The organism is Xanthomonas sp. SS (assembly GCF_014236835.1).
Lineage (GTDB): Bacteria > Pseudomonadota > Gammaproteobacteria > Xanthomonadales > Xanthomonadaceae > Xanthomonas_A.
On sequence record NZ_CP051190.1, the window covers coordinates 224,292 to 239,784 of the forward strand.

The window sequence follows — 15,493 nt, forward strand, 5'->3', positions numbered from 1 at the left end:
GCGAAGCGCCGGATGAGGGTACGGGCGCAGCCTCGTGCATCCAATCGAGCACCGCGCCTGGGCCGTACCCTCACCCCAACCCCTCTCCCGGTGGGAGAGGGGCTAAAGCGCGGCGTTACGGCGCTTCCACGAACGGCACGACCTCGCGCTCTTCGGCCTCGGCGTCGACCAGGCGTTGCAGCAGCAGCGCCAGCGTCACCACGTCCTGGTGGTTGTGCGCGGCGACGCGGCGCAGGTTGCGCGCGCTGCCGCCACGCAAATAGCTCAGCCATGCGGCCGGCGCTTCGGAGCCGGGCAGGTCGTCCTCGCGCACGATACGCAGCAGCTGGCGTTCGATCGTGGACAGCTTGCAGTTCTCCCAGGTGCCGCGGTAACGGCGGCGGGTGGGATGCAGCAGGTCCACGTGGTCCAGCGCCGACAGCGGATCGGCGCAGCGCGCCAGCCGGTAGCGGGTCTTGAGCAGCGGTGCGTCGTAGCAGCGGCCGTTGTAGCTGGACAGCACGGTGGTCGGTGCCAGCCACGCGCGGAACGCTTCGAGCATGGCCTTTTCCGCGCCCATCGTGGCCATCATCAGCTGGCGGATGCGCAGGCCCGGACCTTCGACCGGATGCAGGTACCAGTCGGCCGCACCGATCATGAAGGCGCGGGTGCCGGTGCCGCCGGCCAGACCGGTGGTCTCGGTGTCGAAGAACAGCAGGTCCGATGGCTGAACCGCGTCCTCGCGGCGGGCGAAGGCCAGCGACAGCGCGGCGGCGGGGATCGGCTGCGGCAGGAATGCTTCGATCAGGTGCAGGCCGGGCGCGATTTCCACCCCGGGCAGGTGGCGGTCGGCCGCCTGCGGCTTGCGCGCCGCGGCGGCCGGCGCCACCGCGCGCTCGCGCATGCCGAGCAGGCGCCGCAGCGAGGCGACGTCGGCGCCACGCCGGTCGAACGGTTCGATCGCGATCGGCGGCGCCACGGCGACGGCGGTGTCGCCGCTGCGCGCAGGCAACGGCGTGGGTGACGTAGGTGGGGCGGGCGCCGCATCGGTATCGCGCGGTGGCTTGCGCAGCAGCGTGGACTCGCTGGCGGACGCGGCTGCCCTTGCAGGCGCCGGTGCCGACGCTTTGGCATCTACGGCGCCGGCAGGGCTGTTTGGCCGCACGCCCGGCGTCGACGGACGCGGCGCGTCCACACTCGCATCGCCGGCCTGCTTACGCAGCGCGCGCAGGCGTTCGAGGCTGATGCTCATGCGTGCGACACCGGCAAGGCTGCGGGACCGGCATGGACCGCGATCGATGCGTCGTCCAACACTCCCCCTTCCAGCAGAAAACGCGATCCGCACCGACGTTCCAGGCTACCGCTCATATGCGCGACCCTGGCAACACGGTGGGATCGGTGAATCGGTTCGATGTTGTCGCGCGCCGATCGTTCCGCCAGCAAACGCAACCTGCACGGATGTCCGAAGCCGACGACACTCATGCGCTCCGCTCCGTCAGCGTGTGGAGATCGACGTCGACTGCGCTCGACGCGCCATCCAGCACCATGCCTTGCGGCAACAGGCGCAACGCCCGCGCCCGCTCTGGGCCGACGCTCATGCGCTCCACTCCGGCAGTGCATCCAGTTCGCTGTCGATCGTGGTGGTTTCCTCGTCCAGCGCCGCGCCACCGTCCAGCAACAGGCGCAGCACCTGCAGCGCCAGCGCCTTCGGTGTGGTCGCGCTGTCTTCCTGTGCGGCCAGCACCGGGCCGACGCAGGCCGGGCAGCCGGCCACGCAGTCGCAGCGCTGCACCAGTTCGCGTGCGCGCTGCACCAGCTCGGCCTGGCGCTGCCACAGGGGTTCGCTCAGGCCCACGCCGCCGGGGAAGTTGTCGTACAGGTACACGGTGGGCACGAACTGCTGCAGCTCCACGCCGACCGGCTCGCCGTTGTCGCCGCCGCGCAGCTGGCCGCGGCCCTTGGCGTCGGCCATCGCGAACCAGGCGCCGTCGCCGTCGCCCACCGCTTTCTGCAGGTCGCGCGCGTCGGCCATCACCGCCACCGTCGCCACCACGTGCAGCGCGTAGGCCGCGCCGAGGAAGCCGTCCAGCGCGTCCTGCTTGGCCGCGAACGCCTTCAGCAGCGTGGCCTGCGGCAGCTGCCACCACACCGCGGTGGTATGCAGTTCCTGGTCGGGCAGGGTGACCGGGCCGTAGCCGATGTTCTCGTGGGTGTAGTAGCGGATCTTCTTGTAGCCGGCCACGCGCCGCACCACGTGCACCTCGCCGTGGTGGCTGTCGCCGCGCCCGGCTGTGCCGCCGTCGAAGCGGTCCAGCACCTTGAGCTTGGTGAAGTCGATGCTGTCGGTGTAGTAGTCCACGTGGGTGCGGGTGACGTAGGCCTTGCGCCCTTCCCAGTCCAGTTTCTCCACCTGGTACGGGGTGCTCTGCACCATGTGGATCGCGCCTTCGTACAGCGTGAGCGCGGCGGCGGAATAGTCCACTTCAGCGATGATCTGCTGCTTGCCGTCGGTCTTGTCCACCACCACGAAATTGCCGTCGGCCACCGAGCGCAGGCTCACCGCGTTGGCCGGATAGCTGTCGGCGATCCACTCCCAGCGGTCGCCTTCCTGATGCACCACCTCGCTTTCGGCCAGCGCTTCCAGGAACACCGCCGGATCGACCGGGCCAAACGCCTCGCCGGCGACGAAGGTCAGTTCGAACGCGGCGCAGCGGATGTGGTCGAACAGGATCAGCGGCTGGTCCGGGGCGATGCGCGCGTGTTCGGGCGATGCGTCGGCGAAGAAGTCCGGATGCCGCACCACGTACTGGTCCAGCGGCTGCGAGCTGGCCACCAATACGCCCAGCGACGGCTGCTGGCGGCGCCCGGCGCGGCCGAAGCGCTGCCAGGTCGCGGCCACGCTGCCGGGGTAGCCGTTGAGCACCACTACGTCCAGCGAGCCGATGTCCACGCCCAGTTCCAGCGCCGAAGTGGAGACGATGCCGTCGATGCTGCCGGCGCGCATTGCGCGCTCGGCCTCGCGGCGTTCGGTGGGCAGGTAGCCGCCGCGGTAGGCGCGGATGCGCGGCGGCTTGCGCGGGTCGTGGTCGAAGATGTCCTTCAGGTACTTGGTCAGCACTTCCACCATCAGCCGGGTCTGTGCGAACACCAGGGTCTTCAGTCCGCTCTTGATCGCGATGCGCGCAATGCGATTGCTCTGCGAGCGCGCCGACGCGCGCAGGCCCAGGTCGGCGTTGACCACCGGCGGGTTCCACAGCAGCACGTGCTTGTCGCCGGACGGCGCGCCGGACTCGGTGATCGCATGCACGCGCTGCTCGATCAGCGCCTCGGCGTGCGCGCGCGGATTGCCGATGGTGGCCGAGCACAGGATGAACTGCGGGTTCACCCCGTAGAACGCGCAGATGCGCTTGAGCCGGCGCAGCACGTTGGTGACGTGGCTGCCGAACACGCCGCGGTAGGTATGGATCTCGTCGATCACCACGTAGCGCAGGTTCTCGAAGAACTGCGCCCACTTGGTGTGATGCGGCAGGATCGCCTGGTGCAGCATGTCCGGGTTGCTGACTACGATGTCGCCATGCAAGCGGATCGCCTGGCGCGCATCGCCCGGGGTGTCGCCGTCGAAGGTGAAGGCCTTCACTCCCAGCTCGCCGGCGCGGTTGAGCTCCAGCAGCTCGGCCACCTGGTCCTGCGCCAGCGCCTTGGTCGGGAACAGGTACAGCGCCTTGGCCTGCGCGGTCATCGCCGCGGCCACCACCGGCAGCGTGTAGCACAGCGACTTGCCCGAGGCGGTGGGAGTGACGATGGCCACGTGTTCGCCGCGCTGCGCCGCGTCCCAGGCCTCGGCCTGGTGGCTGTACAACTGCTCGATGCCGCGCGCCTTCAGCGCCGCGACCAGCGCCGCCGGTACATCGTTTGGGATCGGCGCATAGCGGCCTTCGCGCCCGGGGATCATGAAGCTGCCGGTGATGCGGTCGTGGTAGCGCCGCTCCAGCCGCTCGGTCAGCAGCGCACCGTCGCGGGAGGGCTCGCCGCCGGTGGTGGACAGGGCGCGCTCGGCGTCCTCGGTGCGGCGGGCTAGGGCGTGGGCGGGCATCGGGACGGCTCTCAAAGCGGGACAGGGAAGCGGAACAGCGTCTCAGGGTATGAGACAGCAGCCAACCGGGCGAGGGCCGCTGGCTGAGCAGATTCAGCCAGCGCAGCGAAGGGCGCGCAGGATCTCCATGACGGGTTGCGTCATATGACGAGCTGCGTTATGGTTGCTGCGTGATCCGGAACTTTGTCGACAAGGAAGCCGAAAAGATCTGGCAGGGCACGCCTTCCCGGCGATTGCCGGCCGACATCCAGGCCGTGGCGCGGCGCAAGCTGCGCATGCTCAACAGCGCGGCCACGCTGGACGATCTGCGTGTTCCGCCGGCCAACCTTCTGGAGGCTTTGAAGGGAAACCGTAAGGGTCAGTGCAGCATCCGGATCAACGATCAATGGCGCGTGTGCTTCCAATGGAAGGACGGCGATGCGCTGGACGTGGAAATCGTCGACTACCACTGACCCATCGAGCCGCCATGAAGACCCTGCCCAACATCCACCCCGGCGAAGTCCTGCTGGAGGAATTCCTGACTCCGCTGGGCATCAGCCAGAACGCACTGGCGCGCGCCGCCGGCGTGCCGCCGCGCCGCATCAACGAGATCGTGCTGGGCAAGCGCAGCGTCAGTGCCGACAGTGCGATCCGGTTGGCGGCCGCGCTCGGGACCAGCGAGCGCTTCTGGCTCGGCCTGCAGGCCGACTACGACCTGGAACAGGCGCGGCGCGCGCTGGGTGCGCAAGCGCGCAAGATCGAACGCATCGCGGCGTAGCCGCCGCCATGCACGCAGCCGTTGCCGCCGCGCCGGACAGCGGTAGCGGCCGGCGGCCGAGAAAGCCGACTGATCGTCGCGGCCAGCGCGTATCCTGTGCTCCCCCCTCGCGCAGCGGCGCCGTCCCCCGACGTGCGCCGAAGACTCGCCTTGTCCGTGCCTGCCCCCGCTCCCGCCGCCCATTACAAAACCACCGGTGCCCGCCGCGCCGACCTGATCGTGCACGCCGCCGGCCTGCTGCTGTCCATCGTCGGCGGCGCCATGCTGATCTGGCGCCCCCACGCCAACCACGCGCTGCTCCTGGCCACCTGCGTCTACGCACTGGGGATGCTGGTGATGTTCGCTTGCTCGGCGGCCTACAACTTCGCCACGCCGCAGCGCCAGCCGATCCTGCGCAAGCTCGACCACGCCGGCATCTTCGTGATGATCGCCGGCTCCTACACGCCGCTGTTCGTGCTGGCGCTGTCCGGCGCCTGGGTCTGGTCGATGACCCTGGCGGTGTGGGGCGTGGCGCTGTTCGGCGTGTTCGCCAAACTGTTCCTGCCCGGCATCAGCAAGGGTTTCTGGGTGGCGATCTACCTGCTGCTGGGCTGGGCCGGCATCGTCGCGATCAAGCCGCTCATGGCCAGCCTGGACAGCGCCGTGCTGTGGTTCATCGCCGCCGGCGGCATGTTCTACACGGTGGGCGTGGGCTTCTACGTGCGCAAGTCGATGGTCTACAACCGCGCCATCTGGCACGCGCACGTGCTGGGCGGCGCGCTGTCGCACTGGTGCGCCATCTGGTTGTGCCTGCAGCCGTTGCAGACGGCCTGAACCGGCGCGCAAGGGCGAGCGCCGGCGGCGGCATGCGTCCTCCCATCGCCGCGGCAATGGCGACGTTCAGCCGCCGACCGTAAGCTCGGCAGTTGCCAGGGCGATGCATGGAAAAGGATCGATCTCGATGTGCAATGCCGCGCGTTTCGTCGTTGCCGCCGCGCTGCTTGGCGCGGTCGCGCAGGCGCATGCCCAGCAGGCCGACCCCGCGCCCGCCGCGGCCAGCCCGCCGCAGCAGGACATCCAGACCCTCGACGAAGTGCGCGCGCTGCCGCCGGACGTGGAGCAGCCGCTGGACCTGTATCGCTTCAAGAATCCGGTCAGCGCCCAACCCAACCGCTTCGACAAGGATTGGCGGCCACCGCCCTCGGTGGAGCAGGTCAGCCAGGGCGGCGGCTACATCGCGCTCGGCGTCTATTACGTCGCCGGCAAGGTCGCCAAGGGCCTGCACACCCTCACCGGCGCGCCGGACCAGGTCCAGGCGGCGGTCGCCCGCCCGCCGCCGTTGAGCGATGCGCAGATCCGCCGCGCCGCAGAGATCTGCGACGCGCAGAATGCGGACTGCGCTGGGCAGCAGTGAGTGTGTCCCAACTGATGCAGCCAGCGGTCCCAGCCGCTCGCCGGGTGGGGTCGCTCATCCCGTAGAAGATTGCGCTGCAGCACTTCGGTCTTCGACCAGGCCCGCGCGTGTCGCGCTCACCCGGCATCGAGAAGCCTGCCCCACGTTCTGCGCGGCTTGCGCAAAACGCGGGCAGGCGCTCGCCGCTTACAGCGAGCAGCGCAGGCGGCGGCCGCGATGGACGAAGGTGTCGGTGCGCGCGTCGTAGCTGCGGTAGCGCTGCTGGCAGGTGCGCACGTGGCGATACCAATCGTCGTGCCGCGCGCGGTGCGCGGGCGGGTTGCCCGGACGCGGGCCCCACTTGGGATCCCAACGCCCATAGCGCTTGTCGTCCGGGCGGTCGTCCCTGCGGTGGTCGTCGCGGTGGTCGCCGGGCCGATCGTCATGGCCGTTGTCGTGCCGCGCTTCGTCGCGGCGATCCGTGCCCAGTTGGCCCGGCCGCGGCGGGTCGTCGTGGCGCCGGCCGTCGTCGTGGCGGTCCTGGGGCGGGACCTGGTCCGCGCCTGCAACGGCAGGAAGGCCGGCGGCCAGGGCGCAAGCGAGCACAACGCCAAGCATCTTGTTCATTCGATTCTCCATGGGCGGGTAACGCACTGCGTGCGATCCGGCGCTGACGCTACGCGCACCGGTACGGTGACGCCGTGATGCCGGCCGTCCGTGCAGGCGGGCCGGCCGTCTGGCGAACGTGGGCGATGAGCGAATGGAGCGTGGCTGGCGGGTAGCCAGTGTCGAATGGGGACCGGGATGCCGGATGGAGTTGCCGCCGGACCGCAGTCGCCAGCCAGGTGTCAGCGGGCGAGGATGGCCTGGGCCAGTTGCAGGTCGCTGGCCCGGCGCGCGCCCGGGTCGCGTTCGCGCAGCGCGCGCAGCGCCGATTCCAGTTGCGCGCCGCGGATGCGGCCGTCGCTGGCGACGAAGCTGGCGGCATCGTCGCGCGCCTGCAGCACCACTTTGTCGTCGCCGGAACTGCTGCTGCCGGCCGAGGACGCGCCGGCGGAGCTGCCGGCGAAGCTGGAGGCCTGGGCCAGCATCGGCAGTGACAGGCTCGCCAGCAACGCGCCGGCCAAGGTGATCTTGTTCATGGATATCGCTCCAGGGTGGGTGCAGCGTGTTGCCGGCGCTCGGCGCCGGACGTTCGGCTATCGCTGCTGCAGATTGCCGCAGCGACTGCATCATCGCGTCGAATGGCGCTGCGCGCTGCAGCGAACCGATGCGCGCCGCACTGCCGGCGCTGGCCCGCGCTGCCGATGCTGCGGTGGCGTCGCTCGCGTGCGCGGACGCATGCGCCCGCTACCGACGCCGGCGCGTTCAATCGCGCCGACCGCAACGGTCCGAGCGACTGCGCGACAGCATCGCGGCGATCGTGTGCAGGCGCCGGCTCATCCAGCCGGCTGCCGGGCGCACGCGCGCCGACGGGATCTCCGGAAGGTCGAACAGCGCCTGCTCGCCTGGACGCAATGCGGGCGAGGAGGCGGAAGGAGTGGGATGGTGCGGCTTCATGGGGGAGGCCTGGCGGGGGTGGCAAAAAAGCGCTGGGGGGAATGAATGGCCGACACGATGCAGCATTGTTGCTACGCGGCGACGACGGGTCAGCGCTGCCGTCGTTGCCTGCTCGGAACGCTATTCCGAATAGCTTTGTAAAAAAACCAAACTGTACGGTTCTATTATTGAGCGGCTGCCTGTTGTTGTCAACACGAAACCCAGCAAGCAGTTCAGCTCGCGGCGTGGCGTTCGGCGACATCGCTGCGGCCATCGGCCGGCACCTGCAGTTGCCGGTGGGCTCGGTGCCGGCCGAGGCAGCGCCGGCGCAGTTCGGCTGGATGTCGCGCTTCGCCAGCCAGGACGTCCCCACTTCCAGCGCATGGACGCGCGAACGGCTGGGCTGGCAGCCGACCCGCCGGGCCTGCTGCAAGACCTGGACGGCGCCGGCTATTTCGCCGGTTGAGCCGATCGCGAGTGACGTTTACCGGCGTTGCCGACCTCAGCCGCAGGCCCAGTCGAACTGCATGTCCTTGAAGTCCAGTTGCGCGTTGCCGCCGCCGAAGTTGTAGCCGCCGAAGTCCTCTTCGAACCCGATGTAGTACGGGCTGAATTCCGGCACGTTCTGCACCGGGCGCATGGTGCCGCCGAGGTGGTTGACGGCGTGGCCGGCGGCCCAGTGGTGTTCGCGATAGTTCTCGGTCGCGATCTCGCCGTCCAGCCAGTAGTGGAAGGGCTGATAGTCGCCATCGCCGGGCGTATCGCCGAAGTACTCCCGCGGCGGTTTGCCGGCGTTGGGATCGTTGGCGCGCGCGCTCAGCTCGAACGGGCGATGGACGATGTGCGGGTCGCGCGCTTCCGGCAGTGGTATCTCCCGCCGCTCCCACGCAGCGAAGCCAGCTGCCGCTCCGGCGCCGAGCCACTGCGGCACGGCCAACACGTGCTGCAGCGGACTATCCACCAGCGGCGGCGGTGGGCACGGCGGGCCATCGGCTTCGTCCTGGCTCAACAGGATCACCGCGTAGGCGCAACCCAGGATGTCGCGCATCCGCCACAGCCTCGGATGCGCCTGCCGCGCGCGTTCCCAGAAGGGCAGCAGTGCCGCGTCGTCCGGCGGCAGCGGGCTTGGCGCATCGATCACGTCCCCCATGCCATCCGGTCCGCCGATCGGGCCGCCGTCGTTGTGATCCAGCGACGTGGCGAAGAACGACAGCGCCACCACGTCGGGACCATGCACGCGATAGTCCTCCGGCAGCCGCAGAGTGAAGCCGTGCAGCATCGGATAGCCGCTGTGCGGATCCAGCGGCCACTGCGCCGGGCGAATCCCGGGCGGCAGACCGAAGCACCAGCCGTCGCTATGGCGTGATGGTGGGCCGTCGTGCCAGTCGCCCAGGGCGATGTCGTAAGCGTGCATATGTCGTCTTCGGTTCGCGGAGCGATGAGATTCGCCGCCGTCGCGTGGAGGATGACAGGGCACTTGCAGGAGCGGCTTCAGCCGCGACAAGAAAGCGCGGTGACGTCACCGGGCATCGGATTCCCGTCGGGGCTTAAGCCCCTCCAGGATTGGGCAAATCGCGAGCCTTGTAGGCGTCACTTCGCCGCGACGGTCCACTTGCCACGCGTGGGCCAGTTCAGCGGGCTGCGCCGAGATATTTCTCCAGTTCGTCGGCGCGCGCGCAGATCCGCCACAGCGCCGCTTCGGCGCGCTGCAGGCTCTCGGCCTGGCTGCCGCCGTAAAGCGAATTGTCCAGATCGCGGGCCTGGGCATTGGATTGCTCCCAGGCGTATTGCGCCTCCATCAGCCGTGCGCGTGCGCTGCCATCGAGTTCGTAGCGCAGCCGGTCGTAGACCCGGGCCAAGCGGTCATCCTGCAAGGTCTGCTCGCGCTCGATGCAGCGCTCCTGATCGACCCCGCCACGCGCTTGCTTGCGGCAACTCAGGTAGGTGGCCGACAAGCCCTTGGGTGCACCCGAGTTTTGCGGCTGCTGCTGCTGTTGCAGCTGCTGAATCTGTTGCAGTTGCTGCTGCATCAGCTGTTGCTGCTGCTGCTGCATTTGCACCTGCTGCTGTTGCTGTTGCTGTTGCTGGTCCTGCGCTGCGGCGTCGACGCTGGCGACCGCGGTCAGCAGTACGACCCACAACAGCCAGCGGCGCTTGTGTTCCCTGGTTTCCATGCGTCCTTCCCCTTGTATCGTTTCCATGTGCGAGGACAGCTTTGCAAGTCTGCGGTTAATGTTTCGCAAAGAATACGGTGCGTGCAGCGATCCTGGCGATGCCGACCCACAATACGATGCCCGGAACCCTGAAATGGTATAGCCCCCCAAGAGATGGGGAGCACGGATCGCACCGCATGCCGGGGCTATACTCGCGCCGCTTCTCCGTCTCGCGACCTCGATCTGCTCAGGACCACGGATCGGTTCGCGCGCTCTCACTGGACGCGTCCCTGGAGTGCTATGACTTCCAAGCTCTTGCCACTCGTGCTGGCCACCGCGCTGCTGGCCGCTTGCCAGCCCGAACAAGGCTCCGCGGCGGCATCTGCCGCGGCCGCCCCTGCCGCCGCCATCGCCGACCCGATGCCCGCAACACCCGCCAGTGCAGTGGTGGCGCCTGCGTCGGGCGACGCCACGCCTTACCCGGCATCCTCGCTGCGCGCGGCGCTGACGGTCCTTGCGGCCGCGCAGCCGCCTTCCTGGGCTCAGGTGAAGGCGATTCCCGGTCTAGGCGAACTGGTGCCGGCCGACGGCGTGCGCATCTACCCGGTGGCCGTCCGCGGCAAGACCACCCTGGCCGGATTCGGCGAAGCGCCGCTGCCGGACGGCAAGGTGGGAGCGGATGCCGGAACGCGCACGGGCAACGAAGGCGAGGCCAGCGTGACTTTCGCTGGCGATGCGGCGACGGCGCTGCTATTGGTGGTGCGCAAGTTCTATCCGAGCACGGACTACGCCAAGGTCTTGCGCGCGCAATTGCGCGCCGGCGATCGGGTGGTGCGCCGCGATGGTGTCTGCGACGACAGCATCCCTTCGCCTGCGCCGGCCGCCATGGAGTATTGGGTCGCGCTGAAGGATGCCGAGCGGCCGCTGGCGGTCACCGCTTCGACGGTGGACGGCGGCAAGAACGGGCCGGGCTATACCGATTTCGAATTCAGGCGCGGCGGCGCCAATGTCACGCTGGCGCAGTGCGATCGCTGAAGCGCTCGCTCTGCGTCAGTTGATCCCGGATTGTGGGATTCATCCAACGGCGGCCTGGGGCCGGTCTTTGCAAGGAGCAGCGAGATGGACGACAAGCGCAGCGAAAATTCGGTCGCGACCGCACGTGCGTGGACGCAAGGCAACATCGCCGGCCTCGACGACAGCATGACCCGGCGGTTGGTGGCATCGACCGTCTACACCGAGAGCAACGGCGGCGATCTGGCGATCACCAATGACCAGGGCTACGTGGGCCGCTATCAGGCCGGTGCCGGGTGGCTGGCCGATGCCGGTCTGGTCGATCAGGACCGCTATCGGCAGGCGCTGAAGGATTCCGGCTATACGCGCGAGTGGGACTGGGCCGTGTCCGGCGGCATGACCCGGTTTCTGAACAACCCGGAAAACTGGAACAACGGCCTGAGCCTCGAGCAGTACAAGGCCTCGGCCGATGTGCAGGACGGCGCCTTCAAGACCATCAGCGATGCGGCCTACCAGCAGGCCATGCGCACCGGCGTGCTGCACGAGGGCGATACGCCCGAACATATCGCCGGCATCTTGAAGGCGCGGCATATCTCCGGCGCCGGCGGCGCGGCGCAGGTGGTGCAGGGCAGTTCGGTCGCCGACTCCAACGGCACCAGCAACGCCGACTACTACAACGATATCGCCATCAACCAGGATCGCCTGGATGCCGGCATGGGACTGGACCCGGCGCGCGCGCGCAGTGTGCTGATCCGCGGCGCATTGCAGGATGGGCAGCTGGCGCCCGGCGAAAAGGGCGAGGGCGTGCGCCAGCTGCAGGAAGCACTGGCGGCACAGGGCTATGCGGTGGGGACGCCGGACGGCAAGTTCGGTCCGAACACCGAGCGCTGCGTGCGCGAGTATCAACAGGCTCACGGCATGCCGGTTACCGCGACGGCCGATGCCGCGATGCTGGCGGCGCTCGGCGTGGGCCAGCATATCCGGCAGATGCCCGATGGCGCATTGCACGACGGCCGGCTGGAGCACGGCGAGAAAGGCGATGCGGTGCGCGCCTTGCAGCAGGCACTGCGCGACAACGGCGAGCAGGTCGGAGTCGATGGCGATTTCGGATCCGGCACGCAACGCGCGCTCAAGCATTACCAGGAAGGCGCGGGCTTGGCGCCGACCGGTGTGGCCGACCGGGAGACCCTGCAAGCGCTGGAGCTGGGTGCCTTGTTGCAGCAGGTTCCGCAGTCGCCCTCCGCCACGGCGACGCCGTCCGCACCAGTCGTGGCCGCGCCGCAACCGTCGGCGCCACCGCCCGGTACCGACGCGACCGCGGTGGCGCCGGTCAGCATGGCCGATCCCGGGCATCCGGATCACCCGATGTACGCCGACGTGGTCGGCAAGTTGGAGGCGCTCGGCGATCGTGCTGCGTTTCAGGGGCGCGAAGCGCTGGAGCGCGCTGCCGGCCAGATCGTGGTCGAGGCCAAGGTCAGCGGCTTGCACAAGGTGGACCACGTGGTGGCGAGCAACAACGGTGGTTTCATCGCCGTGGAAGGCGGATTGCACGATCCTGCGCATCGCCGTGTCTATGTCGATCAGGCGCAGGCCGTGAGCCAGTCGGTCGAGCAGAGTTCGCGCCAGCTGGAAACGTTGAACGCCGACGTGCAGCGCTTGCAGGCACAGGAGCCGTCGCAGAATCAGGCGCGCGGCATGCCGATGTGACCGGTGCCGGCGTTGCCTGCGCAGGGATGTGCAGACCGCCAGCTTGCCCGCCGCACGGGGTTTGCCCGGTCCAGTCGATCAGGCGAAGGTAACGCCCGAGCTGATCGGCCACAGAATATTCGGTGCTGGCCGCGCGCGAACCCCTAAGATAGCGCGCTCGTTAGCGTTCAAGCCGATGCGCGCCCCCTCTTCTCACTTGCCTCGCCATGACCCCGACACGCCTGCTGGTCCGCACCCTGTTCGCCCTCGTGCCGCTGTTCGCGGCCACCGCCCATGCCAACGACAGCAGCTTCGGCGATGCCAACGGCACCATCCAGCTGATCCAGCAGCCGGATATCCGCATGAGCAAGGAGGCCTTGTTCATCAGCGAGGATCTGGTGCGGGTGGACTACGTGTTCACCAACACAAGTACGCGCGATCTGGTGGTGCCGATCGCGTTTCCGATGCCGCCGATGTACTTCGGCATGGCCGACCACAGCAAACTGACCGAGTTCAAGCTGTGGGTGGACGGCAAGCCGGTGCGTACCGAGCGCAAGCTGGTGGCGCAGCTGGAGAATGGGACCGACGTGTCGCGGCAGTGGGCGGCCAGCGGCTGGAGCAGCGACGACCTGGCCAGCTACACCGAATCCGGCGAGACGCCGAAGGGCCGCAAGCCGCTGCCCAAGAGCTGGTTCGACCCGGATGGGCAGCCGCTTTTCACGCTCAGCGAGTATTTCACCTGGCAGCAGCCCTTTGCCGCGGGCAAGGCGGTGTCGATCCGTCACAGCTATGCGCCGAGCCTGGCGAGCGGCGTACCGCAGCCGGCCAGCGAGTTGATCCGCGACTACGCCAAGGACACCTGCATGGATGCCGGCGCGCAGCAGAGCGCGCGCCGCCGCGAGGGCGAGCAGGGCCTGCAATGGAGCAACCTGCGCTACATCCTGTTGACCGGCAACAACTGGAAGGGGCCGATCCAGGACTTCCACCTGACCCTGAAGAAGCGCGCGCCGAGCGACATGCTCAGCCTGTGCTTCGACGGCGCGCTGAAGCGCACCGATCCACTGACCTTCGAATTCGAGCAGAAGGAGTTCGTGCCGAAGCAGGATCTGAACGTGCTGTTCCTGCACTAGTTGGCTGACGCTGCGCGCGGGCCGAAGCCGACGTCCCGCTGAACGCGAGCCGGACTGCGCCGGCAACCATCGCCGCTTGCGGTAGCGGATACGCAGGGCAATCGGGCAGCATGCGCCAGCGCCGACGGTCGAGGCCGTCGGCGACCCTTTTCGCCGGTGCATGCCCATGCTCGATCCTGTCGCTGCTCGTTCCGATTCCGTCGCGCTGGTGGCCGCGCGCATCGATCGCCTGCCGGCCACGGCGACGCTGTGGCGCCTGGTCGCGCTGCTGGCGCTGGGCGGCTTCTTCGAACTGTACGACCTGTTCCAGACCGCCTACATCAGCCCGGGCCTGCTGCGCGACGGCATCTTCGCCACCGGCGCGGCCGGCGCGTTCGGAATCGCCGACCAGGCGGCGTTCGCGTCGGCCACCTTCCTGGGCCTGTTCCTCGGCGCCAGCCTGCTCAGTCCGTTCGCCGACCGTTTCGGGCGGCGTCCGGTGTTCACCTTCGCGCTGCTCTGGTACACCGCCGCGACCGTGGCGATGGGCCTGCAGAGCACGGCGTTGGGGGTGATCGGGTGGCGCTTCGTGGTCGGCATCGGCCTGGGCATCGAGCTGGTCACCATCGATACCTATCTGTCCGAGCTGATGCCCAGGCACATGCGCGGGGCGGCCTTCGCGTTCGCGTTCTTCGTGCAGTTCCTGGCGGTGCCGGCGGTGGCGGTGAGTGCGTGGGCGCTGGTGCCGCATGCGCCGTTCGGGGTCAGCGGCTGGCGCTGGGTGGTGCTGCTCAGCGGCACGTTCGCGGTGGCGATCTGGTGGCTGCGCCGGCGCCTGCCGGAATCGGCGCGCTGGCTGGCGGCGCAGGGCCGGCAGGCCGAGGCCGACGCCGTGCTGCGCCTGCTCGAGGCAGGTTGCACGGCCGACCTGGGCCGCGCGCTGGACGCGCCGCAGCCCGAACCGCAGCTCGCCGCCACCGCGGCGACGCAGGGGCGTTTCGCCGCACTGTGGAAAGCGCCTTACCGGCGCCGCGTGGCGATGCTGGTGGCGTTCCATGTGTTCCAGGCGATCGGCTTCTTCGGCTTCGGCAACTGGTTGCCGGCCCTGTTGTCGGCGCAAGGCGCGGACAGCGTGCACGGGCTGGGCTATGCGTTCGCGATCTCGCTGGCCTATCCGCTGGCGCCGCTGCTGTTGCTGCGTTTCGCCCAGCGCTGGGAGAACAAGTGGCAGGTGGTGTGGTCGGCGCTCGGCGCGGTGCTGTTCGGCGCGCTGTTCGCCTGGCAGACCCAGCCGCTGGCGATCATCGCCTGCGGCGCGGCGATCACCTTCTGCAACGCCTGGATGAGCTTCGCCTACCACGGCTACCAGGCCGAACTGTTCCCGACCGCCTTGCGCGCCCGCGCGGTGGGCTTCTGCTATTCCTTCAGCCGCCTGTCCACCGCCGGCAGCAGCCTGCTGATCGGGCTGTTGCTGGAGCGCGCCGGCAACCGCGGCGTGCTGGCCTTCATCGTCGCCAGCCTGCTGGCGGTGGCCGGGATCATCGGCTTCTTCGGCCCGCGCACCCGCAACCGCACGCTGGAGCAGATCGCAGGCTAGGGCGTGTCACCGATTCCGGAGTAGGTCGCGTTGGGTCTGTCAGGTCGCCAGCCGGTGCTGCGTGGCGCAGCGCCTGACTGGCGGTCAGGTCAAGCCGCGCGGCGCCGGCTGGCGGCCTGACAGGCCCAACCCGCAGGGCCGCTCTTGTGCGCCCTCGGCGCACGTCATCGCCTGGGTGGAACCACGCACAAGAGTGG

The 15,493-nt window shown here is 68.9% G+C and carries 16 protein-coding genes; 8 read left to right on the forward strand and 8 right to left on the reverse strand.

What is annotated here, in order from left to right:
- Positions 1-115: 115 nt before the first annotated feature.
- The 3 genes from HEP74_RS21810 to HEP74_RS01005 form a co-directional block, all read right to left on the reverse strand.
- Complete coding sequence (locus HEP74_RS21810; RefSeq protein WP_255427839.1) at positions 116-1,231, reverse strand: ribonuclease H-like domain-containing protein; 1,116 nt, start codon at positions 1,229-1,231, stop codon at positions 116-118.
- Positions 1,228-1,461: a hypothetical protein gene (locus HEP74_RS01000; RefSeq protein WP_185814801.1), complete on the reverse strand. Its 234-nt coding sequence runs from the start codon at positions 1,459-1,461 to the stop codon at positions 1,228-1,230. The genes HEP74_RS21810 and HEP74_RS01000 overlap by 4 nt, the downstream gene beginning before the upstream one ends.
- A 112-nt stretch (positions 1,462-1,573) precedes the next feature.
- Positions 1,574-4,072, reverse strand: a complete 2,499-nt coding sequence (locus HEP74_RS01005; protein WP_185814802.1) for a DEAD/DEAH box helicase — start codon at positions 4,070-4,072, stop codon at positions 1,574-1,576.
- A gap of 170 nt (positions 4,073-4,242) precedes the next feature.
- Between HEP74_RS01005 and HEP74_RS01010 the strand changes: the two genes are divergently transcribed.
- The 4 genes from HEP74_RS01010 (at position 4,243) to HEP74_RS01025 (ending at position 6,222) form a co-directional block, all read left to right on the forward strand.
- Positions 4,243-4,524 (forward strand): type II toxin-antitoxin system RelE/ParE family toxin, encoded by a 282-nt coding sequence (locus HEP74_RS01010; protein ID WP_185814803.1) that lies wholly within the window; start codon positions 4,243-4,245, stop codon positions 4,522-4,524.
- A gap of 14 nt (positions 4,525-4,538) precedes the next feature.
- Positions 4,539-4,829, forward strand: a complete 291-nt coding sequence (locus HEP74_RS01015) for a HigA family addiction module antitoxin (RefSeq protein WP_185814804.1) — start codon at positions 4,539-4,541, stop codon at positions 4,827-4,829.
- A 150-nt stretch (positions 4,830-4,979) separates the two neighbouring features.
- The gene (trhA, locus tag HEP74_RS01020; RefSeq protein ID WP_185814805.1) at positions 4,980-5,642 is read left to right on the forward strand and encodes a PAQR family membrane homeostasis protein TrhA; all 663 of its coding nucleotides are present in this window, start codon (positions 4,980-4,982) and stop codon (positions 5,640-5,642) included.
- A gap of 127 nt (positions 5,643-5,769) precedes the next feature.
- Positions 5,770-6,222: a hypothetical protein gene (locus HEP74_RS01025; protein WP_185814806.1), complete on the forward strand. Its 453-nt coding sequence runs from the start codon at positions 5,770-5,772 to the stop codon at positions 6,220-6,222.
- Positions 6,223-6,408: 186 nt separating this feature from the next.
- On the opposite strand, the gene HEP74_RS01030 is transcribed toward HEP74_RS01025, so the two are convergent.
- The 5 genes from HEP74_RS01030 to HEP74_RS21815 form a co-directional block, all read right to left on the reverse strand.
- Positions 6,409-6,828: a BA14K family protein gene (locus HEP74_RS01030; RefSeq protein ID WP_185814807.1), complete on the reverse strand. Its 420-nt coding sequence runs from the start codon at positions 6,826-6,828 to the stop codon at positions 6,409-6,411.
- 221 nt (positions 6,829-7,049) lie between these two features.
- On the reverse strand, positions 7,050-7,343 hold the full coding sequence (locus tag HEP74_RS01035; RefSeq protein WP_185814808.1) for a DUF2388 domain-containing protein: 294 nt from the start codon (positions 7,341-7,343) through the stop codon (positions 7,050-7,052).
- Between the two features lie 226 nt (positions 7,344-7,569).
- Positions 7,570-7,761, reverse strand: a complete 192-nt coding sequence (locus HEP74_RS01040; protein WP_185814809.1) for a hypothetical protein — start codon at positions 7,759-7,761, stop codon at positions 7,570-7,572.
- A 481-nt stretch (positions 7,762-8,242) separates the two neighbouring features.
- Positions 8,243-9,154 carry a hypothetical protein gene (locus tag HEP74_RS01045; protein WP_185814810.1) on the reverse strand — a complete coding sequence of 304 codons (912 nt, stop codon included), beginning with the start codon at positions 9,152-9,154 and terminating at the stop codon, positions 8,243-8,245.
- A gap of 217 nt (positions 9,155-9,371) precedes the next feature.
- Positions 9,372-9,914: a lysozyme inhibitor LprI family protein gene (locus HEP74_RS21815; protein ID WP_255427840.1), complete on the reverse strand. Its 543-nt coding sequence runs from the start codon at positions 9,912-9,914 to the stop codon at positions 9,372-9,374.
- A gap of 303 nt (positions 9,915-10,217) precedes the next feature.
- Here HEP74_RS21815 and HEP74_RS01055 point away from each other — a divergent pair, with 303 nt between their 5' ends.
- The 4 genes from HEP74_RS01055 to HEP74_RS01070 all read left to right on the forward strand — a co-directional run bounded on the left by HEP74_RS01055 (position 10,218) and on the right by HEP74_RS01070 (position 15,296).
- Complete coding sequence (locus HEP74_RS01055) at positions 10,218-10,928, forward strand: hypothetical protein (protein ID WP_221893149.1); 711 nt, start codon at positions 10,218-10,220, stop codon at positions 10,926-10,928.
- An 84-nt stretch (positions 10,929-11,012) separates the two neighbouring features.
- A complete protein-coding gene (locus tag HEP74_RS01060; protein ID WP_185814812.1) occupies positions 11,013-12,611 on the forward strand; it encodes a peptidoglycan-binding domain-containing protein in 1,599 nt (532 codons plus the stop codon).
- A gap of 206 nt (positions 12,612-12,817) precedes the next feature.
- Positions 12,818-13,720 carry a DUF4424 family protein gene (locus tag HEP74_RS01065; RefSeq protein WP_185814813.1) on the forward strand — a complete coding sequence of 301 codons (903 nt, stop codon included), beginning with the start codon at positions 12,818-12,820 and terminating at the stop codon, positions 13,718-13,720.
- Between the two features lie 166 nt (positions 13,721-13,886).
- Positions 13,887-15,296: an MFS transporter gene (locus tag HEP74_RS01070; protein ID WP_185814814.1), complete on the forward strand. Its 1,410-nt coding sequence runs from the start codon at positions 13,887-13,889 to the stop codon at positions 15,294-15,296.
- Positions 15,297-15,493: the final 197 nt, after the last annotated feature.